The sequence below is a fragment of the Streptomyces sp. NPDC008150 genome (genome assembly GCF_042956945.1).
Lineage (GTDB): Bacteria > Actinomycetota > Actinomycetes > Streptomycetales > Streptomycetaceae > Streptomyces.
Window position 1 is genome coordinate 1 of sequence record NZ_JBIBHJ010000003.1, and the last position, 19,428, is coordinate 19,428.

At 72.0% G+C, this 19,428-nt stretch carries 18 protein-coding genes; 9 read left to right on the forward strand and 9 right to left on the reverse strand.

The window, feature by feature from the left end; all coding sequences use genetic code 11:
* The first annotated feature begins 473 nt into the window (after positions 1–473).
* The 4 genes from nhaA (at position 474) to ACFZA0_RS09325 (ending at position 4,161) form a co-directional block, all read left to right on the forward strand.
* Positions 474–1,958, forward strand: coding sequence for a Na+/H+ antiporter NhaA (gene nhaA / locus ACFZA0_RS09310; protein WP_391014410.1), 1,485 nt, complete (start codon positions 474–476; stop codon positions 1,956–1,958).
* A gap of 297 nt (positions 1,959–2,255) precedes the next feature.
* Positions 2,256–2,741, forward strand: coding sequence for a phage holin family protein (locus ACFZA0_RS09315; protein WP_391013587.1), 486 nt, complete (start codon positions 2,256–2,258; stop codon positions 2,739–2,741).
* Positions 2,738–3,676, forward strand: a complete 939-nt coding sequence (locus ACFZA0_RS09320; RefSeq protein WP_391013589.1) for an alpha/beta fold hydrolase — start codon at positions 2,738–2,740, stop codon at positions 3,674–3,676. The genes ACFZA0_RS09315 and ACFZA0_RS09320 overlap by 4 nt, the downstream gene beginning before the upstream one ends.
* Before the next feature lie 302 nt (positions 3,677–3,978).
* Positions 3,979–4,161: a hypothetical protein gene (locus ACFZA0_RS09325; protein WP_391013591.1), complete on the forward strand. Its 183-nt coding sequence runs from the start codon at positions 3,979–3,981 to the stop codon at positions 4,159–4,161.
* Between the two features lie 158 nt (positions 4,162–4,319).
* Here the strand turns inward: ACFZA0_RS09325 and ACFZA0_RS09330 are convergent, their stop codons facing one another.
* The 3 genes from ACFZA0_RS09330 to nth all read right to left on the reverse strand — a co-directional run bounded on the left by ACFZA0_RS09330 (position 4,320) and on the right by nth (position 7,785).
* On the reverse strand, positions 4,320–5,519 hold the full coding sequence (locus tag ACFZA0_RS09330) for a MarP family serine protease (protein ID WP_391013593.1): 1,200 nt from the start codon (positions 5,517–5,519) through the stop codon (positions 4,320–4,322).
* Between the two features lie 150 nt (positions 5,520–5,669).
* Positions 5,670–6,398, reverse strand: a complete 729-nt coding sequence (locus ACFZA0_RS09335) for an NUDIX domain-containing protein (protein WP_391013595.1) — start codon at positions 6,396–6,398, stop codon at positions 5,670–5,672.
* Between the two features lie 190 nt (positions 6,399–6,588).
* The gene (gene nth, locus ACFZA0_RS09340) at positions 6,589–7,785 is read right to left on the reverse strand and encodes an endonuclease III (protein WP_391013597.1); all 1,197 of its coding nucleotides are present in this window, start codon (positions 7,783–7,785) and stop codon (positions 6,589–6,591) included.
* Between the two features lie 307 nt (positions 7,786–8,092).
* On the opposite strand from nth, the gene ACFZA0_RS09345 reads away from it, so the two are divergent.
* Entirely contained in the window at positions 8,093–8,767 is a 675-nt protein-coding gene (locus ACFZA0_RS09345; RefSeq protein ID WP_391013599.1) for a cyclic nucleotide-binding domain-containing protein, read from the forward strand.
* Positions 8,768–8,990: 223 nt separating this feature from the next.
* Complete coding sequence (locus ACFZA0_RS09350; protein WP_391013601.1) at positions 8,991–9,926, forward strand: nucleotidyltransferase; 936 nt, start codon at positions 8,991–8,993, stop codon at positions 9,924–9,926.
* Between the two features lie 49 nt (positions 9,927–9,975).
* Here the strand turns inward: ACFZA0_RS09350 and ACFZA0_RS09355 are convergent, their stop codons facing one another.
* The 4 genes from ACFZA0_RS09355 to ACFZA0_RS09370 form a co-directional block, all read right to left on the reverse strand.
* Entirely contained in the window at positions 9,976–10,827 is an 852-nt protein-coding gene (locus tag ACFZA0_RS09355) for an MBL fold metallo-hydrolase (protein WP_391013603.1), read from the reverse strand.
* Between the two features lie 85 nt (positions 10,828–10,912).
* A complete protein-coding gene (locus ACFZA0_RS09360; RefSeq protein ID WP_391013605.1) occupies positions 10,913–11,794 on the reverse strand; it encodes an NUDIX hydrolase in 882 nt (293 codons plus the stop codon).
* A gap of 388 nt (positions 11,795–12,182) precedes the next feature.
* Positions 12,183–12,650 carry an Atu1372/SO_1960 family protein gene (locus tag ACFZA0_RS09365; protein WP_391013607.1) on the reverse strand — a complete coding sequence of 156 codons (468 nt, stop codon included), beginning with the start codon at positions 12,648–12,650 and terminating at the stop codon, positions 12,183–12,185.
* Positions 12,647–12,808, reverse strand: coding sequence for a DUF4177 domain-containing protein (locus ACFZA0_RS09370; RefSeq protein ID WP_391013609.1), 162 nt, complete (start codon positions 12,806–12,808; stop codon positions 12,647–12,649). The genes ACFZA0_RS09365 and ACFZA0_RS09370 overlap by 4 nt, the downstream gene beginning before the upstream one ends.
* A gap of 72 nt (positions 12,809–12,880) precedes the next feature.
* Between ACFZA0_RS09370 and ACFZA0_RS09375 the strand changes: the two genes are divergently transcribed.
* Together ACFZA0_RS09375 and ACFZA0_RS09380 are read left to right on the forward strand one after the other, a co-directional pair.
* The gene (locus ACFZA0_RS09375) at positions 12,881–13,858 is read left to right on the forward strand and encodes an ArsA-related P-loop ATPase (RefSeq protein ID WP_391013610.1); all 978 of its coding nucleotides are present in this window, start codon (positions 12,881–12,883) and stop codon (positions 13,856–13,858) included.
* Positions 13,855–15,249: an ArsA-related P-loop ATPase gene (locus tag ACFZA0_RS09380; protein ID WP_391013612.1), complete on the forward strand. Its 1,395-nt coding sequence runs from the start codon at positions 13,855–13,857 to the stop codon at positions 15,247–15,249. The genes ACFZA0_RS09375 and ACFZA0_RS09380 overlap by 4 nt, the downstream gene beginning before the upstream one ends.
* Before the next feature lie 373 nt (positions 15,250–15,622).
* On the opposite strand, the gene wblA is transcribed toward ACFZA0_RS09380, so the two are convergent.
* Entirely contained in the window at positions 15,623–15,961 is a 339-nt protein-coding gene (wblA, locus tag ACFZA0_RS09385) for a transcriptional regulator WblA (protein WP_391014411.1), read from the reverse strand.
* Between the two features lie 461 nt (positions 15,962–16,422).
* Here wblA and ACFZA0_RS09390 point away from each other — a divergent pair, with 461 nt between their 5' ends.
* A complete protein-coding gene (locus ACFZA0_RS09390; protein WP_391013614.1) occupies positions 16,423–18,720 on the forward strand; it encodes a transglycosylase domain-containing protein in 2,298 nt (765 codons plus the stop codon).
* 130 nt (positions 18,721–18,850) lie between these two features.
* On the opposite strand, the gene ACFZA0_RS09395 is transcribed toward ACFZA0_RS09390, so the two are convergent.
* Positions 18,851–19,315: a GatB/YqeY domain-containing protein gene (locus tag ACFZA0_RS09395; protein WP_391013616.1), complete on the reverse strand. Its 465-nt coding sequence runs from the start codon at positions 19,313–19,315 to the stop codon at positions 18,851–18,853.
* Positions 19,316–19,428 lie beyond the last annotated feature (113 nt).

A 19,428-nucleotide genomic window follows, 5' to 3' on the forward strand; every position in this document is an offset into this window, starting at 1 on the left:
GCCTGCTGCGCGACGTGGCGGAGAACCGGCAGCTCGGCGACGTCACCACGCTCACCGACTCCGGCGTCATGGACCTCATCCAGGCCAAGCTGCCGTCCTCGGCGAACGAGGACTGAGGCGAGGCCCGATCGCGGACGTCCGCGGACCGTCGCGGACGCCCGCGAACCCGTGGCGGTCTGACGGAGTTCCAAGCGGGAGCGGCGGCCGGAGGCGGTCGCGCGGCGTCGTCGCGGGAGGGCGCGCCGGACGGTGAAGTTCACCGTCCGGCGCGCCCTCCCGCGTTCGCCGCCCGCCGAACGACTCGTCCTTCTCACATAGGCTGGCGTGGCGGACCGGCGCGAGGCGCGGTCCGAGGGTGTGCCGGGAAGTCTGGTCGGCAGGTCTGTTCGTCCTGCCCGCCCGTCCTGCTCCCCTCGCCCCCCGGAGGTTCTCCCGTGGCACCGCCCCGCACGACCGGCACCGACGGCCCCGACATCCCCGGCGGCCCCGACGACGGGACCGTCCGCAGGTTCCTCGGCCGCCTGTCGCTGCCCGAACGGAACGCCGTCGCGGACGCCCTGCGCGCGGAGACGGTGGGCGGGGTCCTGCTCCTGATCGCGGCGATCGCCGCGCTGGTGTGGGCGAACGTCCCCGCGCTCAGCTCCGCCTACGAGACCGTCGGGCACTACCACCTCGGCCCGTCCGCCCTCGGCCTCGACCTGTCGGTGGAGCACTGGGCCGCGGACGGTCTGCTCGCCGTCTTCTTCTTCGTCGCCGGGGTCGAACTCAAGCGGGAACTGGTCGCCGGCGACCTGCGCGACCCCCGGGCCGCCGCGCTGCCCGTGGTGGCGGCGCTGTGCGGCATGGCGGTGCCCGCGCTCGTCTACTCCCTCACCGCCGGGCTCGGCGGCGGTTCGCTCGCCGGGTGGGCGGTACCCGCGGCGACCGACATCGCGTTCGCCCTGGCGGTGCTCGCGGTGGTCGGCACGTCGTTGCCCAGCGCGCTGCGCGCGTTCCTGCTGACCCTCGCGGTCGTGGACGACCTGTTCGCGATCCTGATCATCGCGATCTTCTTCACGGACACCCTGAACTTCGCCGCGCTCGGCGGGGCATTCGCCGGCCTGGTCCTCTTCTGGCTGCTGCTGCGCAAGGGCGTGCGCGGCTGGTACGTGTACGTACCGCTGGCCCTGGTGATCTGGGCGCTGATGTACAACAGCGGCATCCACGCCACCATCGCCGGTGTCGCGATGGGCCTGATGCTGCGCTGCACCCGCCGCGAGGGGGAGGCGCACTCCCCCGGTGAGCACATCGAACACCTGGTGCGGCCGTGGTCGGCCGGGCTGGCCGTCCCGGTGTTCGCCCTGTTCAGCGCGGGTGTGCCGCTGTCGGGGCACGCGCTGGGCGACGTCTTCACCCGGCCCGAGACCCTGGGTGTGGTGCTGGGCCTGGTGGTCGGCAAGACGGTGGGCGTGTTCGGCGGCACCTGGCTGGCGGCCCGCTTCACCCGGGCCTCGCTGAGCGAGGACCTCGCGTGGGCCGACGTGTTCGCGGTCGCGTCGGTGGCCGGCATCGGCTTCACGGTCTCCCTGCTGATCGGGGAGCTGGCGTTCGACGGCGACGTGGTGCTGACGGACGAGGTCAAGGCGGCCGTCCTCGTCGGTTCGCTGATCGCGGCGATCCTGGCGACGGTGCTGCTGAAGATGCGGAACGCCAAGTACCGCCGCCTGTGCGAGAACGAGGAGCGCGACGAGGACCACGACGGCGTCCCGGACATCTACGAGGAGGACAACCCGGCGTACCACCTGCGCATGGCGGAGCTGTACGAGAGCCGTGCGGCGGAGCACCGCCGTACCGCCGAGCGGCAGAGCGCCGAGCGCGCCGCCGCCCGCCCCTCCGCGGCCTCCGGCCCGGCCGGCCCCGACCACCGGGACCCCCCGTCCGCCCCGCCCGCGGTACCGCCGTCGGCTCCCCCGTCGTAGCACCGCGAGCGGTCCGCCGTACGGGCGAACGGGGCGTCACCGGACCGCCGCCGGGCCGCCGTCGGAGCGGGTCCGGGGCGACTCGGGCGTGCCGAAGTGAAGGGCGGGGCAGGCGCCGGGAAGCACCGTCCGGCATGATCTGACGAGACGGAACATGTGACGAGTCCGTACGCACACGGACGAAGACGCACCGGCGTACCGGTAGTAACAGCACGGTAGTAACAGGTAGTAACAGCAGTAGTTGAAGAGACGCAGCAGACGAGACCGTACCCACCCGGTCGGAAGAGGGAGAACGCGATGAGCGCACCCGACGGCAGCCCGGTCGGCGCCGAACGCAGCATCGGCCAGTTGTTCGCCTCGGCGACGACCGAGATGTCCGCGCTGGTGCACGACGAGATCGCGCTGGCGAAGGCGCAGCTCAAGCAGGACGTCAAGCGCGGTGCGACCAGTGGCGGCGCGTTCACGCTGGCGGCCGGCGTCCTGGTGTTCTCGCTGCCGATGCTGAACTTCGCGCTCGCGTACGGCATCCGGACGTGGAGCCACTGGAACATGGCGATCTGCTTCGTGCTGTCGTTCGCGGCGAACGTGCTGGTGGCGGTGCTGTTCGCGCTGGTCGGCATCGTCTTCGCGAAGAAGGCCAAGAAGGGCCGGGGCCCGCAGAAGGTGGCCGCGTCGGTGAAGGAGACCGCGGTCGTCCTGCAGAACGCGAAGCCGCACCCGCGTCCGGCGCTCGCGGACAGGTCGCCCGAAGCCGTCGAGGCTGTGGCACGCTCGTCCTCATGACGGATCCCGCCACCCCTTCGGCGCAACCCGCCTCGGTCGTACGCCTCGACGGTCCCTGGACCCACCGGGACGTCGCGGCGAACGGTGCCCGCTTCCACATCGCGGAGATGGGTGACGGGCCGCTGGTGCTGCTGCTGCACGGCTTCCCGCAGTTCTGGTGGACCTGGCGGCACCAGATGGAGTCGCTGGCCGAGGCCGGGTTCCGCGCGGTGGCCATGGACCTGCGGGGTGTGGGCGGCAGCGACCGCACCCCCCGCGGGTACGACCCGGCGAACCTCGCGCTCGACGTCACCGGCGTGATCCGCTCGCTCGGCGAACCGGACGCGGCGCTCGTCGGCCACGACCTCGGCGGCTACCTGGCCTGGACGGCCGCGGTGATGCGCCCCAAGCTCGTGCGGCGGCTCGCGGTGTCCTCGATGCCGCACCCGCGGCGCTGGCGCTCCGCGATGCTGGCCGACGCGCGGCAGAGCGCGGCGAGTTCCTACATCTGGGGGTTCCAGCGGCCCTGGGTCCCCGAGCGCCGGCTGGTCGCCGACAACGGCGCGCTGGTCGGGCGGCTGCTCCGCGACTGGTCCGGGCCCCAACTGCCCGACGACAAGGCCGTGGACATGTACCGCCGGGCGATGTGCATCCCGTCCACGGCGCACTGCTCGATCGAGCCGTACCGCTGGATGATGCGGTCCCTGGCCCGGCCGGACGGGATCCAGTTCAACCGCCGGATGAAGCTCCCGGTGCGGGTGCCCACGCTGCATCTGCACGGTTCGCTCGACCCGGTCATGCGCACGCGCAGCGCCGCGGGTTCGGGCGAGTACGTGGAGGCGCCCTATCGCTGGCGGCTCTTCGACGGCCTCGGGCACTTCCCGCACGAGGAGGACCCCGTCGCCTTCTCCACCGAACTGATCAGCTGGCTCAAGGACCCCGAGCCCGACCGCTGAGCACGGCGGGCGGCACGGTCGGCGACGGCGACGCGGACGCGGCGGGTCGGTACGGGGCGGCGGAGGGCGGCACGGGGCGAGGGAGAGCCGCGCAGGGCTGCACCGGGTGGCCCGGAGAGGCGCGGCCCGGCGGTCGCCGGTGACCGTGCGGATCGGGTCGCCTCCGTAACGTCACCCCCTCCTCGCGTCCGATATCCGGACGCGAACACCTGTCCTACGAACGGCCACATGCCCTGCGCATAGGCCAATTGAGGGGGTTCGGACGCGGTTATCGACCTTGGGGCGGGGGCAGACGTCGGGGTATGGGCTGGACGCACGACTACAGTGACGCAGCACGCAACCGCCGCTCCGGGAGCGGCCTGAGCTCGGCCGGGCAGGGCGCAGCCCCGCGACTGGCGGGCACGGACCTGCGAGTGGGGATTCCGCACATTCTGCGCCGCCGGGCCCGCTGGGTCTCGGTGAAGCTGCGCCATCCCCGCAACTGACGATCGGGCGCCGCCTGTTCACGGACCCGGGCCGGGTCCGGCATCAACAGCCTCGCGAACCCGCCCAGTTGGCGCCGTGGGGTCGACCCTCTCTCCAGGTTCCGGAACGAACTGCGTTTGTTCGCACGCTTGTTGGCGCACTGCCCCCAACACCCGTGTCACAGAGCACAGTTGTCGGTCCCGACCTGCTGGTTCGCCGTGCGGCCCTGGGTGATGTCCTGCTGGATCTCGTCGGCGGTCAGGGCGTATCCGGTGTCCGCGTCGTCGAGCGACTTCGCGAACACGACGCCGTACACCTGGCCCTGGGGCGTGAGCAGCGGACCGCCCGAGTTGCCCTGCCGGACCGTGGCGTACAGCGAGTAGACGTCACGGCGGACGGTGCCGCGGTGGTAGATGTCCGGGCCGGTGGCGGTGATGCGCCCGCGGACGCGCGCGGAGCGGACGTCGTAGGCGCCGTTCTCCGGGAAGCCCGCGACGATCGCGCCGTCCCCGCTGGCCGCGTCGTCGGCGGTGAAGCGGAGGGCGGGCGCCTTGAGGTCCGGGACGTCGAGGACGGCGATATCGCGCCGCCAGTCGTAGAGGACGACCCGCGCGTCGTACAGCCGCCCCTTGCCGCCGATCTGCACGGTGGGTTCGTCGACGCCGCCGACCACGTGCGCGTTGGTCATGACGCGGCGGTCGCCGAAGACGAAGCCACTGCCCTCCAGCACCTTGCTGCAGCCGGAGGCCGTGCCCACCACCTTCACGATCGACTTCTGGGCGCGCGCGGCGACGACGCTGCCCTGGAGGGCGGGGTCGGGCGGCTGGACGTCCTTGATCGGCTCGTCGGAGAACGGGCTGAAGACCTGCGGGAAGCCGTTCTGCGCGAGAACCGAGGAGAAGTCGGCGAACCAGGTGTCGGCCTGCGCCGGCAGGGCCCGCGACACGCCGAGCAGCACCTTGGAGCCGCGCACCTCCTTGCCGAGGGTCGGCAGCGTGGTGCCCGCGAGCGCGGAACCGATCAGCCACGCGACGAGCAGCATGGCCAGGACGTTGACCAGGGCCCCGCCGGTGGCGTCCAGGGCCCGAGCGGGCGACCAGGTGATGAACCGGCGCAGTTTGTTGCCCAGGTGGGTGGTCAGGGCCTGGCCGACGGAGGCGCACACGATCACGACGATCACCGCGACGACGGCGGCGGTCGTGGAGACCTCGGAGTTGTCGGTCATGGCGTCCCAGATGACGGGCAGCGCGTACACGGCGACCAGTCCGCCGCCCAGGAAGCCGATCACCGACAGGATGCCGACGACGAAGCCCTGGCGGTATCCCACGACCGCGAACCACACGGCGGCGACCAGCAACAGGATGTCCAGCACGTTCACCGCTTCAAGCCCCGCCTCGTCACGTTCCGGTCAGCACACCTCGGCCGCGGTCGTGGCCCGGGACGGCGGCGGGGTCCGGGACGGCGTCCTGCCGGAACGACCCGAACGGCCCCCGGACGGCCCGGAGAACACGGCACGGGTGCCACCCTGTCACGACCATCGATCAAGCGGGACCTGCTTCTCCCTGTCCCAGGGCCGCTCCCAGCCCGCGTAGTGCAGCAGCCGGTCGATGATTCCGGCCGTGAAACCCCACACCAGGGTGGATTCGACCAGGAATGCCGGGCCGCGGTGGCCGCTGGGGTGGACCGTGGTGGCCCGGTGCGCGGGATCCGTGAGATCCACCACGGGCACCTTGAAGACCCGGGCCGTCTCCGCGAAGTCGACGACGTCGACCGGGCTCGGCTCGCGCCACCAGCCGAGGACGGGGGTGACGACGAAACTGCTCACCGGGATGTAGAGCCGGGGCAGCACACCGAAGAGCTGCACACCGGACGGGTCCAGCCCGGTCTCCTCCTCGGCCTCGCGCAGCGCGGCGCGCAGCGGACCGTCCGTCAGCGGGTCGCCGTCCTCGGGGTCCAGGGAGCCGCCGGGGAACGCGGGCTGGCCGGCGTGCGACCTGAGCGCGCTGGAGCGCTGCATCAGCAGCAGCTCGGGGCCGCGCTCGCCCTCGCCGAAGAGGATCAGCACCGCCGACTGCCGGCCGGTGCCGTCCTTCGGCGGGAGGAAGCGGCTGAGCTGGTGCGGCCGGACCGTGCCGACGGCGCGGACGACCGGGTCAAGCCAGGCGGGCAGGCCTTCCGTCGTCAGCTCCACGGGGAGAGCGCGGGCGGTGTCGTGAGCGGGGCCGGGGCCGCCGCGCGAACTGTCCGTGTGCGTCACCCGCACCCCCCTCGCTCCACTCGCCCTGTCCGTCTTTCCGGACCCGCCTGTACCGCCCGTACCGCCCGTACCGCCTGTCCCTGCTGCGCTGCGCGCACCGCGCGCCCTGGTGATCCCGGGCCGTCCGGCACTCGCGGAATTCGGGGTGCGCGCACGTTCAACGCCCGGTGGCGCGGCGATCGTTCCCCCATCAGGCGCCCAGCGGCGGGGCCGGCCGGCCGCCCGCGTCCAGGTACGACTGCGGAGGCTTCAGGCGCTGGCCGGGGAAGCCGCCCTTCTCGTACTTGAGCAGCTTCTTCGCCTTCTCCGGGTCGGTCTCGCCCTCGCCGTACGCCGGGCAGAGCGGGGCGATCGGGCACGCTCCGCACGCGGGCTTGCGGGCGTGGCAGATACGGCGCCCGTGGAAGATCACGTGGTGCGAGAGCATCGTCCACTCGCTCTTCGGGAACAGCTCGCCGACGGCGGCCTCGATCCGGTCGGCCTCCTTCTCCGCGGTCCACTTCCACCGGTGCACCAGCCGCTGGAAGTGCGTGTCCGCGGTGATCCCAGGCTGGCCGAAGGCGTTGCCCAGGACGACGAAGGCGGTCTTGCGGCCCACGCCGGGCAGCTTGACCAGGTCTTCGAGACGGCCGGGCACCTCGCCGCCGAACTGCTCGGCCAGCGCCTTGGACAGCCCCATGACCGAACGGGTCTTCGCCCGGAAGAACCCGGTGGGCCGGAGGATCTCCTCGACCTCCTCGGGCTGCGCGGCGGCCAGGTCCTCCGGGGTCGGGTACTTGGCGAAGAGCGCCGGGGTCGTCTGGTTGACCCTCAGGTCGGTGGTCTGGGCCGACAGGACGGTGGCGACCAGGAGTTGGAAGGGGTTCTCGAAGTCCAACTCCGGGTGCGCGTACGGATAGACCTCGGCGAGCTCGCGGTCGATGCGGCGGGCCCGGCGGACGAGGGCGGTGTGCGACTCGGTGGAGGGGTCCACCGCGGCGGCGGCCGAGGCGGCGGCACCGGTGGCCGGCTTCTTCGCGGTGGCCTTCTTCGTGACCGTCTTCTTGGCGGCCGGCTTCTTGGCGGCCGTCTTCGTGGCAGGGGCCTTCTTGGCCGGCACCTTCTTCGCGGGAGCCTCCGCGGTGGCGGTCTTCTTCGCGGCGGTCTTCTTCACGGCCGCCTTCTTCGCAACGGCCTTCTTCGCGGCGGTCTTCGCGGAAGCCGTTCCGGCGGGAGGCGACTCCCTGGCCACGACGGTCTTCGCGGGCGCCTTCTGGGCGGCGACCTTCCGGCCGGGCACCTTCTTCGCGGAGCCTCCGGAGCCCGCCTCAGACGCTTCCGGCGCGTCCGACGCGACCTTCTTGGCGGCCGTCTTCTTCACCGATGGCCCCTTTGCCGTATTCGTCACTTTTTTCACCGTTCGCGCTCTGTTCGCCCATGGCGCAATCGCCGCGCTCCGACGCCCGGACGACCCCCTCGGCCTGTGCTCCCACCGGCGATTCGCACACCCGGCCAGCCTAGGGCCCGGCACCGACATTCGCTCCGGACCCCGAAGATCCGCCCCCGATTGGCCCCCTGCCGCTTACCCCCGGACAGCCGTGCGGCATCCTTGTGACAGATCACACTGTTTGGACCGTCCGGCAAAATGGGGAACACGGACCCCTGGCACACACGGGGGAACAGATCCTCTGAGCAGGTCGACAAGGAGAGAACTCGTGGACGACGTTCTGCGGCGCGCCCCGCTCTTCGCGGCGCTCGATGACGAGCAGGCCGCGGAGCTCCGCGCCTCCATGAGTGAGGTGACCCTCGCTCGCGGCGACTCCCTCTTCCACGAGGGCGACCCCGGCGACCGGCTCTACGTGGTCACCGAGGGCAAGGTCAAGCTGCACCGCACATCCCCCGACGGACGCGAGAACATGCTCGCCGTCCTTGGCCCCGGCGAACTGATCGGCGAGCTGTCGCTGTTCGACCCGGGCCCGCGCACGGCGACCGCCAGCGCGCTCACCGAGGTCAAGCTGCTCGGCCTGGGCCACGGCGACCTCCAGCCCTGGCTGAGCGTCCGGCCCGAGGTGGCCTCCGCGCTGCTGCGTGCCGTCGCCCGCCGCCTGCGCAGGACCAACGACGCGATGTCGGACCTGGTCTTCTCGGACGTCCCCGGGCGCGTGGCACGCGCTCTGCTGGACCTGTCGCGCCGCTTCGGCGTGCAGTCCGAGGAGGGCATCCACGTCGTGCACGACCTGACGCAGGAGGAACTGGCGCAGCTCGTCGGCGCCTCCCGCGAGACGGTCAACAAGGCACTGGCCGACTTCGCCCAGCGCGGCTGGCTCCGCCTGGAGGCCCGCGCGGTGATCCTGCTGGACGTGGAGCGGCTCGCCAAGCGCTCCCGCTAGGCAGGGCGTACAAGGGCGTACACCGCCCCGAAGACCGCGAGGTGGGCCCCCTTCACGGCGAAGGGGGCCCACCGCCGTTCCCGGGCCACTGCGCCCCCGCTCGCGGCGCTCCCGGCGCTGGACGCCTTGTAGCCCGTGCCCGTACCCGTGCCCGTGCCGCGCGGGGCCCCTCCGGGGATCAATCCGCTGGCGGTTGACGACGGGGCCGGGGCACAGTGCCCCCATGCGCGACACGGACCACCGGGACGGCCCGGACCACCGACCGGACCACCGGTCCCGCCCCGAATCGCGTCCGTCGCGTCCCGGGCTCGACGCGGACGGCCACATCGCGCGCGAGGGGTCCCTCGCCCGCGTCCCGGCCGCGTTCGCGCCCGTGGTGGCCGCCGCGCGTGACCGGCTGCCCGCCGTGTTCGGGCGACGGCTGCACAGCGCGTACCTGTACGGCTCCGTGCCGCGCGGCACCGCGCGCGTGGGGCGCAGCGACCTGGACCTGCTGATCGCTCTGCGGGACAGGCCGCAGCCGGCCGACATGGCCGCGTCCCGCGCCCTCGACGCCGAGCTGGACGCCGCGTTCCCCGAGATCGACGGCGTGGGCACGCTGGTCGTGGGCCGTGAGCAGGTGCTGAGCGAGCCGGAACGGTACGACCTGGGGTGGTTCGTGGCCTGCCTGTGCACGCCGCTGCTCGGTGAGGATCTCGCCGTCCACCTGCCGCGCTACCGCCCGACCACCCTGCTCGCCCGGGAGACCAACGGCGACCTCGCGGCCCACCTCGGGCGCTGGCGTGAACGCATCGCCGCCGCCGAGGACTCCGAGGCCGCCCGCAGGCCCCTCGTGCGGTACATGTCGCGCCACCTGGTGCGCACCGCGTTCACCCTCGTGATGCCGCGCTGGAACGGCTGGACGAGCGACCTGCGCGAGATGGCGGCCGCCTTCGCGACGTACTACCCGGACCCGGACCCGGACCCAGACCCGGTACGCGCGACGGGCGACGGGCACCCGGGCCGCGCCACCCAGGTGCGCGCGGCGGCCGAGTACGGGTACGAGCCGGTCGGCGATCCCGCGGTACTGCGGTCGTACGTGGACGACGTGGGCCCCTGGCTGGCCGCCGAGTACGCGCGCGTGCACGGCGTCCCGGCGGAGCGCCCGCAGCCGGGGTGACGCCCTCCGGCAGGGCGCCGCGCGGCGGGCGCGAGGTGGCCCGGGGCGGCTACAGCCCCCGCGACTCCGGCAGGATCAGCCCGTGCTCGTGCAGGTAGTCGAGCTGCGCCAGCACGGACAGCTCGGCGGCGGGCCACAGCGCGCGGTCCACGTCCGCGTACACGTGCGCGACGACCTCGGGAGCGGTGCGGTGGCCGTCCTCGACGGCGGTCTCGACCTGGGCGAGCCGGCCGGCCCGGTGGGCGAGGTAGAACTCGACGACGCCCTGCGCGTCCTCCAGGACCGGTCCGTGGCCCGGCAGCACCGTGTGCACGCCGTCGTCGACGCTCAGGGAGCGCAGCCGGCGCAGCGAGTCCAGGTAGTCGCCGAGCCGCCCGTCGGGATGCGCCACGACGGAGGTGCCCCGCCCGAGGACCGTGTCGCCGGTGAGCACGGCGCCGTCGGCCGGGAGATGGAAGGACAGCGAGTCCGAGGTGTGACCCGGGGTGGACACGACGCGCAGTTCCAGGCCGCCCACGTCGACGACGTCACCGGCGCCGAGGCCCTCGTCGCCGAGCCGCAGTGCGGGGTCCAGCGCGCGCACCGGCGTCCTCGTCAGCTCGGCGAAGCGGGAGGCGGCCTCCGCGTGGTCCGGGTGGCCGTGGGTGAGGAGGGTGAGCGCTATGCGCTTGCCGGCCTTCTCCGCGGTCTCCACGACGTTCCGCAGGTGCCCCTCGTCCAGTGGCCCCGGGTCGACGACGACCGCCAGGCCGGACCCCGGCTCGGACAGGATCCAGGTGTTCGTGCCGTCCAGGGTCATCGGGGACGGGTTCGGCGCCAGGACGTTGACGGCCCGCGCGGTGGCGGGTCCCGACAGGACCTCGCCACGCGGCCGGCCGGGCGGGGCTGCTGCGTCCGTCATGCGAAGAAACCTTTCCCTATGAGCGCGGTGAGCGAGCGGGACGTGACGACGGGCCCGCCGGCCGCACGGGCGGGCGGCCGGCCGGTCACGAGGACCCCTCCGGAACGGCCGGACCCGGGGGCACGAACAGGGTGAACTCGTCGTGCCCCGGCCACGTCAGCACCACGTCGCCGTCGACCAGCCGGGCGCGGGCGATCACCGGCGTCAGGTCCCGGCCGGCGGCAGCGGCGAGCGCGTCGGCGGCCGTCGCGTACGGGACGAGCTGGCGCAGGGTGGCGATGGTGGGCGGCATCATCAGCAGCTCTCCGCGGTCGTACCCCGAGGCGGCCCGCGCGGGCGGGACCCACACCGTGCGGTCGGCCTCGGTGGACGTGTTGCGGGTGCGCTGGCCCGCGGGCAGCGCGGCGACGAAGAACCACGTGTCGTACCGGCGGGGTTCGAACTCGGGGGTGATCCACCGCGTCCAGGCACCCAGCAGGTCGGAGCGCAGGACGAGTCCGCGCCGTTCGAGGAACTCGGCGAACGACAGCTCGTGCGCGGCCAGGGCGGCGCGGTCGGCCTCCCAGTCGGCGCCCGTGGTGTCCCCGGTGACGGTGTCGGGGGTGGGCCCGGCGAGCAGGACGCCCGCCTCCTCGAACGTCTCCCGCACCGCCGCGCACACGACGGCCTGCGCGGTCGCGGCGTCCACACCGAGCCGTTCTGCCCACCACGCGCGCGTGGGACCCGCCCAGCGGATGCCGCGGTCGTCGTCGCGGGGGTCGACCCCGCCCCCGGGATACGCGTACGCGCCTCCGGCGAAGGCCATGGAGGCGCGTCTGCGCAGCATGTGGACGGACGGGCCGTCCGCGCCGTCCCGCAGCAGCATGACGGTCGACGCACGCTTCGGGACGACCGGCGTGAGGCTTCCGTCGGCGAGCGCGCGGATGCGGTCGGGCCATTCCGGGGGATACCACTGCCCATTCGCCATGGGCGGAGGCTATCCCGTACCGCGCTGATGTTCGAGATGTTCGAGTGGCCACCGGGACGCGCACGCACCCCGGTGACCGGTACGGACGGGACGCAGCCGAGGGCCGGAGCACCGCACCGGGCAGCGCCGCGCCCTGCCGACGGAACCGATCAGAAACCGGCCGGGACAGACGCCGGACAGGACACCGGCCCGGAGCCGACGCGAGACAGGCCCGGACCCGACGCGGAGACCGCCCCGGAGCGCGCGCGGAGTCCGGCGCGGGCACCCGGCCCGGCCCCGGCCCCGCCCCGCCCGCAGCACCGGCGTGCGGCGGACGCGGGCCGGTGCGCGGGCCGGTGCGAGGACGCGGCAGGCGGAAGCGGCGGGCGGGCGCGGCCGGCGGAACGCCCTACGCGTCCGTCAGCTCCACCTGGATCTCGACCTCGACGGGCGCGTCCAGCGGCAGCACCGCCACGCCGACCGCGCTGCGGGCGTGCACGCCCTTGTCGCCGAGAACGTCACCGAGCAGCTCGCTCGCGCCGTTGACGACACCGGGCTGGCCCGTGAAGTCGGACGCCGAGGCGACGAAGCCGACGACCTTCACCACGCGCGCGATGCGGTCGAGGTCGCCCACGACGGACTTCACGGCGGCCAGCGCGTTCAACGCGCACGTACGGGCGAGTTCCTTCGCCTCCTCGGCCGTGACCTCCCCGCCCACCTTGCCGCTGAGCGGGAGGTGCCCCTCGACCAGGGGAAGCTGGCCGGCGGTGTAGACGTACCTGCCGGACAGCACGGCGGGCTGGTAGGCGGCGAGCGGCGGGACGACGTCCGGGAGCGTCAGGCCGAGTTCGGCCAGACGCGACTCGACGGCGCTCACGCCTGCCTCTCGCGCTTCAGGTAGGCCACCATCTGCTCGGGGTTGTTCGGTCCCGGAACCACCTGGACGAGCTCCCAGCCGTCCTCGCCCCAGGTGTCCAGAATCTGCTTGGTCGCATGGACGAGCAGAGGCACGGTCGCGTATTCCCACTTGGTCATGCGGCCGACTGTATCCGCTGTTATCCACAGCCTCCCGCGTAGGCCGGGCGCCGACTGGTTAGGCTCGAAGACGTGAGCAGGCTCCAGGTCGTCAGCGGCAAGGGCGGGACCGGAAAGACCACGGTCGCCGCAGCGCTCGCGCTCGCTCTCGCGACCGAGGGGAAGCGGACGCTTCTCGTCGAGGTCGAGGGCCGGCAGGGCATCGCACAGCTTTTCGAGACGGAGGCGTTGCCCTACGAGGAACGGAAGATCGCCGTCGCACCGGGCGGCGGCGAGGTGTACGCGCTGGCCATCGATCCCGAACTGGCCCTTCTGGACTACCTCCAGATGTTCTACAAGCTGGGCAGCGCCGGCCGGGCGCTGAAGAAACTGGGCGCGATCGACTTCGCCACCACGATCGCGCCGGGACTGCGGGACGTCCTGCTCACCGGCAAGGCGTGCGAGGCCGTGCGCCGCAAGGACCGGGCGGGCCGCTTCGCCTACGACTACGTGGTGATGGACGCCCCGCCCACCGGCCGCATCACCCGCTTCCTCAACGTCAACGACGAGGTCGCGGGCCTCGCGAAGATCGGCCCGATACACAATCAGGCCCAGGCCGTCATGCGCGTGCTGAAGTCGTCGGGCACCGCCGTGCACCTGGTGACGCTGCTGGAGGAGATGCCGGTCCAGGAGACCGCCGACGGCATCGCCGAACTGCGCTCGGCCCGCCTCCAGGTCGGCCGCGTCATCGTGAACATGGTGCGCCCGCAGGTGTTGGACGCCGACGACCTGGAACTCGTACGGGACGTCCCGCGTACGGCCGTGGCCCGGACGCTGTCCGCCGCCGGACTCGGCGGGGCGCGGCGCGGCGGCCACGCGGAGCGGCTCGTGGACCCGCTCCTGCGGCAGGCCGACGAGTACACGGCGCGGTACACCCTGGAACAGGAACAGCGCGGAGTTCTCGGCGAGTTGGGCCTGCCCATGCACGAACTGCCGTTGCTCACCGAGGGGATGGACCTGGCGGGTCTGTACGGACTGGCCACACGGCTGCGGAAGCAGGGGATTTCATGAGCCCGGACCCGGACCAGGCAGCGCGCCCCGCGGCGGCGGAGCGGGAGTCCGCCCACCCCCTGGCCGCCGCGCGCGTGCTCGACGTCGACCCCCTGCTCGACGACCCCGGCACCCGCATCGTGGTGTGCTGCGGTTCGGGCGGTGTCGGCAAGACCACGACCGCGGCGGCGCTGGGCCTGCGCGCGGCCGAGCGGGGCCGCAAGGTCGTCGTGCTGACCATCGACCCGGCCCGGCGGCTGGCCCAGTCGATGGGCATCGACTCGCTCGACAACGTCCCGCGCCGCGTCAAGGGCACCGAGGGCGACGGCGAACTGCACGCCATGATGCTGGACATGAAGCGCACCTTCGACGAGGTCGTCGAGGCGCACGCGGACCGGGAGCGGGCCGCGGCCATCCTGGCGAACCCCTTCTACCAGTCGCTCTCCGCCGGTTTCGCCGGCACGCAGGAGTACATGGCGATGGAGAAGCTGGGCCAGCTCCGGTCGACCGACGAGTGGGACCTGATCGTCGTGGACACCCCGCCGTCGCGTTCGGCGCTGGACTTCCTGGACGCGCCGAAGCGGCTGGGCTCGTTCCTGGACGGGCGGCTGATCCGCATGCTGACCGCGCCCGCGAAGCTCGGCGGCCGTGCCGGGATGAAGTTCCTGAACGTCGGGATGTCGATGATGACCGGCGCGCTCGGCAAGCTGCTGGGCGGTCAACTCCTCAAGGACGTGCAGACGTTCGTCGCCGCGATGGACACCACGTTCGGCGGCTTCCGCAAGCGCGCGGACGCGACGTACAAGCTGCTCCAGGCTCCCGGCACCGCGTTCCTCGTGGTCGCCGCCCCGGAGCGGGACGCACTGCGCGAGGCGGCCTACTTCGTGGAGCGGCTCGCGGCGGAGGGCATGCCGTTCGCCGGCCTGGTCCTCAACCGCGTGCACGGCAGCGGGGCCGCGCACCTGTCGGCCGAGCGGGCGCTCGCCGCTGCGGAGAACCTCGACCAGCCGGACGAGGAGCCCGACGACGGTGCGGGCGACACGCCGGAAAATCTTGAAGAGCCCGGCATTGTCGATCAGCCGTCCGGGAAGGCACTACTTCGTAACTCTCCCGACACGTACGGCAGTTCACCGACGACCACGCCCGGATCAGGCTCCCCCGCCGGCGACCGGAGCGTGGAACACCTCACGGCAGGTCTGCTGAGACTGCACGCGGAACGGATGCGACTCCTGTCCCGCGAGCAGCGCACGCGCGACCGCTTCACCGCACGCCACCCCGAAGTGGCGGTGACCGAAGTGGCCGCGCTGCCCGGCGACGTCCACGACCTCGCGGGTCTGCGGACCATCGGCGAACGCCTCGCGGAGGCCCGCCCCGGACTCCCGGACACGGCGGCCACCACCCCCGAGGCGTGACGGACCACCAACGGGCCGCACCGGCGGCGAACCGGACCGGAGGCCCATGGCCCGTCCAGCCGGCAGCCGGTCGGCCCGACGGCGGGCACAGCGCAGCCGTACAAGCGGCCGCACCAGCAGCCCTGCGCGCAGCCGCGGAACCAAGCCGGCCAGAGGCCCGGGGGCCGGTCAGCAACCGGACAGCGAGCCGGACGACCGACCGGCCTGGCCGCCGTATCCCACAAGCGACCCAACTGCCGTGCCACGCAGCCCAGTCAGAGCCGCGGCCCTATGTCGGAGCCGCGGCCACGGCAGAGCCCGGACCGAACCCTGGGCCCTGCCGCAACGGCTGCCACTCCGGCAGCCTCCACGGCCGCCGCCCCGGCGGTCGGACTCAGCCGACAGCCGCGAAGTTCTCGTACACCTCGTCATCGTCGAGGGGCACCAGACCGGCCCCGCGCTCGTACTCGGTACGAGCGGTCTCCAGCAGACGGCGCCAGGAGGTGACGGTGGGCCGCCTGCGCAGCAGTGCGCGGCGCTCCCGCTCTGTCATGCCACCCCATACGCCGAACTCGACACGGTTGTCGAGCGCGTCCGCCAGGCACTCCGTGCGTACCGGACACCCGGTGCACACTGCCTTGGCCCTGTTCTGTGCTGCTCCTTGAACGAACAGTTCATCCGGATCGGTAGTGCGGCAGGCCGCCTGCGCACTCCAGTCGGTAACCCAGCCCATACCGGCGCCGTCCTCTCCCGAATCGAGGCTCCCCCACGGCGGCAGCGGCATATTCACCGCCGCCAGTTGAGGACGTTACGGAAGGTGGCGACAGCGCAACACCCCCTTCGGGCCCAATCTTGAATGGCCCGAACGGACTATGGGTAAGCGGCAGATCACCCGGGGGAGTGACCTGGCGACATGCGCGACCATCCCGGCGAAGCGGGACAGTACGGCGGGATCACATCGGACACCCGGTGACGCACGAGGCGGTTTCGGACACCTGCTCGGCGTCCGGTCCGCACCCGGTGCGCATGCGACCGACGTGCGGTCCGTGCCGGGTCGGAGGTCCTGCGAGGACGTCCGGAACGATTCGGGGTCGTCGGACGTCTTGATACACAGTCGGCCTGCTGTGACAGTTGGGAGCAGCTTAGGCCAAGGCATATACGTGTGTCCGGCGAATGAGAACGTAGGCTGCCCCCATGCCAATGAAGCGCTCGGGCGGCGGGCTGTCCCTCACGCAGCAGGCCGCCAAGTTCCTCGGTGTCAGTGTGCTCGCGGGTGCCGTCATGGCCGGCATCGCGCTACCGGCGGCGGGGGCGCTCGGTCTCGCGGCCAAGGGTTCGGTGGAGGGCTTCGACGAGATCCCGGCGAACCTCAAGACCCCGCCGCTGAGCCAGCGCACCACCATCCTGGACAACGAGGGCGGCCAGATCGCGCAGGTCTACTCGCGCGACCGCACGGTGGTCGACCTCAAGAGCATCTCGCCCTACATGCAGAAGGCGATCGTCGCGATCGAGGACTCGCGCTTCTACCAGCACGGCGCGATCGACCTCAAGGGCGTCCTGCGCGCGGTGAACCAGAACGCGCAGAGCGGCGGAGTCGCCCAGGGTGCCTCGACCCTGACGCAGCAGTACGTGAAGAACGTCTTCGTCGAGGAGGCCGGTGACGACCCGACGAAGGTCGCCCAGGCCACACAGCAGACCCTCGGCCGCAAGATCAAGGAACTGAAGTACGCGATCCAGGTCGAGGAAGAGCTCGGCAAGAAGAAGATCCTGGAGAACTACCTCAACATCACGTTCTTCGGCGAGCAGGCGTACGGCGTCGAGGCCGCCTCCCAGCGGTACTTCTCCAAGCACGCCAAGGACCTGAACCTCCAGGAGTCGGCGCTGCTCGCCGGCATCGTCCAGTCGCCCACCCGCTACGACCCGGTCAACGACGAGGCGGAGGCCACCAAGCGGCGCAACACCGTCCTCGCGCGCATGGCCGAGGTCGGGGACATCTCGAAGGGCGAGGCCGACAAGGCGATGAAGGCCCCGCTCGGCCTGAAGGTGACGGAGCCGAAGAACGGCTGCATCACGGCGGTCCAGGGCGGCGGCTTCTTCTGCAAGTACATCGAGGCGGAGTTCCTGAGCGACCCGGTGTTCGGCAAGACGCGCGAGACGCGCCAGCAGATCTGGAACCAGGGCGGCCTGACGATCCACACGACGCTCGACCCGCAGTCGCAGGCGTCGGTGCAGGCGTCGCTGAAGAAGCACGTCTACAAGACGGACTCGGTGGCCGCGGCCGCCGTCCTGGTCGAGCCGGGCACCGGCAAGATCCTGGGCATGGGCCAGTCGAAGCCGTACGGCTACGGCAAGAACCAGACCGAGATCAACTACGCGGTCGGCAGCGACATGGGCGGCTCCAACTACGGCTTCCCGACGGGCTCGACGTTCAAGCCGTTCGTGACGGCGGCGGCGCTGGAGCAGGGCAAGTCGCCGAACCAGTCGTACTCCTCGCCGTACTCGATGGAGTACCCGAGCCCGGTCCAGACGTGCGGGAGCAAGCCGTGGGTCAACACGGAGAAGGCCAAGGTCGAGAACGAGAGCGAGTCGGAGCACGGCCCGTACGAGCTGAAGGAGGCGATGGCCAAGTCGGTCAACACCTACTTCGTGCAGATGATCTCGGACATCGGCCTGTGCCCCGTGGTCAACATGACCAACAAGCTGCGGGTCGTGCAGGGCAACGGCGACAAGCTCCCCGAGGTCCCGGCCATCGCGCTGGGCTCGAAGGGCATCTCCCCGCTGACCATGGCGACCGCGTACGCGGCCTTCGCCTCGCGCGGCATGTACTGCACGCCGATCGCCATCGACTCGATCACGCAGAAGGTCGGCGACAAGCAGAAGTCGCTGGCGGTCCCGAAGTCGACCTGCTCGCGGGCCATGTCGGAGAAGACCGCCGACACGGTCAACAGCCTCCTCAAGGGCGTGGTCGACTCCGGTACGGGCCAGGAGGCCGGCCTCACCGACCGCGACAACGCCGGTAAGACGGGTACGACGGACGAGCGCAAGAACGCCTGGTTCGTCGGCTACACCCCGAACCTCTCGGGCGCGGTCTGGGTCGGCAGCGCCATGCAGAACATCTCGATGGAGGGCATCACCATCGGTGGCGTCTACCACGCGCAGGTCTACGGCGCCGACACCCCGGGCCCGATCTGGAAGGACGCCATGACCGGCGCCCTGGCCGGCAAGGACTCGCCGTCCTTCAACCTCGTCGACATCCCGGACCCCGACAAGGGCAACGGAAACGGCAACGGGAACGGCAATGGCAACGGGAACGGCAACGGGAACGGTGGCGACGACGGCAACAACGGTGACAACACCGGTGGCCTCTTCGCCGGCCTGACCACTGGCGGCACGGACGGCTCCACCTCCCCCGAGCCCACGTACTCCTTCCCGACGGGCCTCTTCGAGGGCCAGGAGAACGGCGGCAACGGCAACGGGGGCCGCCGCAACTGACGCCGACCTGACGTCCCGTCACGAATGACGAACGCGCTCTGTCCCCGCCCGACTCGGGCGGGGACAGAGCGCGTTCTGCAGCAACTGCCTCAACCAACCCGCGGACAACCGGGGTTGGCGACGCGACCGCTCAGCCGGCGAGGTGCTTCTTCACCGCGGCGGCGACCCGGCCGCCCTCGGCCTGGCCCGCGACCTTCGGGTTCACGATCTTCATGACCTGGCCGATGGCGCGCGGCCCCTCGGCCCCGGCGGCCCTGGCCTCCTGCACGGCCTGCGCGACGATCCCGTCCAGCTCCTCGTCGGACAGCTGCTTCGGCAGGTAGGCGGCGAGCACCACGCCCTCCGCCTTCTCGCGCTCCGCCTGCTCGGCACGGCCGCCCTGGGCGAAGGCGTCGGCGGCCTCACGACGCTTCTTCGCCTCCTTGGTGATCACCTTGAGCACCTCGTCGTCGGAGAGTTCGCGCTTCTGCTTGCCGGCGACCTCCTCGTTGGTGATCGCGGAGAGGGTCAGCCGAAGCGTGGAGGAGCGCAGCTCGTCACGCTCCTTGATGGCGGAGTTGAGGTCTTCCTGGAGCTTGGACTTGAGGGTGGTCATGCTCCGATTGTCGCAGGTACGGGCGGGCGGACGCCCGCAGATTTCCGGGGCGGGGGAACCGTGGGCCGAGCTGCGTGCGAGACGGCTGGACGACCGGCCCGCACAACGGTCTG

Coding starts and splice junctions, on each gene's coding strand:
- ACFZA0_RS09355 (WP_391013603.1), bottom strand. CDS start 10,827: ATGACGGACGCAGCAGCCCCGCCCGGCCGGCCGCGTGGCGAGGTCCTG.
- wblA (WP_391014411.1), bottom strand. CDS start 15,961: ATGGGCTGGGTTACCGACTGGAGTGCGCAGGCGGCCTGCCGCACTACC.
- ACFZA0_RS09395 (WP_391013616.1), bottom strand. CDS start 19,315: ATGACCACCCTCAAGTCCAAGCTCCAGGAAGACCTCAACTCCGCCATC.
- ACFZA0_RS09325 (WP_391013591.1), top strand. CDS start 3,979: ATGGGCTGGACGCACGACTACAGTGACGCAGCACGCAACCGCCGCTCC.
- ACFZA0_RS09350 (WP_391013601.1), top strand. CDS start 8,991: ATGCGCGACACGGACCACCGGGACGGCCCGGACCACCGACCGGACCAC.
- ACFZA0_RS09390 (WP_391013614.1), top strand. CDS start 16,423: ATGCCAATGAAGCGCTCGGGCGGCGGGCTGTCCCTCACGCAGCAGGCC.
- ACFZA0_RS09315 (WP_391013587.1), top strand. CDS start 2,256: ATGAGCGCACCCGACGGCAGCCCGGTCGGCGCCGAACGCAGCATCGGC.
- ACFZA0_RS09380 (WP_391013612.1), top strand. CDS start 13,855: ATGAGCCCGGACCCGGACCAGGCAGCGCGCCCCGCGGCGGCGGAGCGG.
- ACFZA0_RS09370 (WP_391013609.1), bottom strand. CDS start 12,808: ATGACCAAGTGGGAATACGCGACCGTGCCTCTGCTCGTCCATGCGACC.
- ACFZA0_RS09320 (WP_391013589.1), top strand. CDS start 2,738: ATGACGGATCCCGCCACCCCTTCGGCGCAACCCGCCTCGGTCGTACGC.
- ACFZA0_RS09360 (WP_391013605.1), bottom strand. CDS start 11,794: ATGGCGAATGGGCAGTGGTATCCCCCGGAATGGCCCGACCGCATCCGC.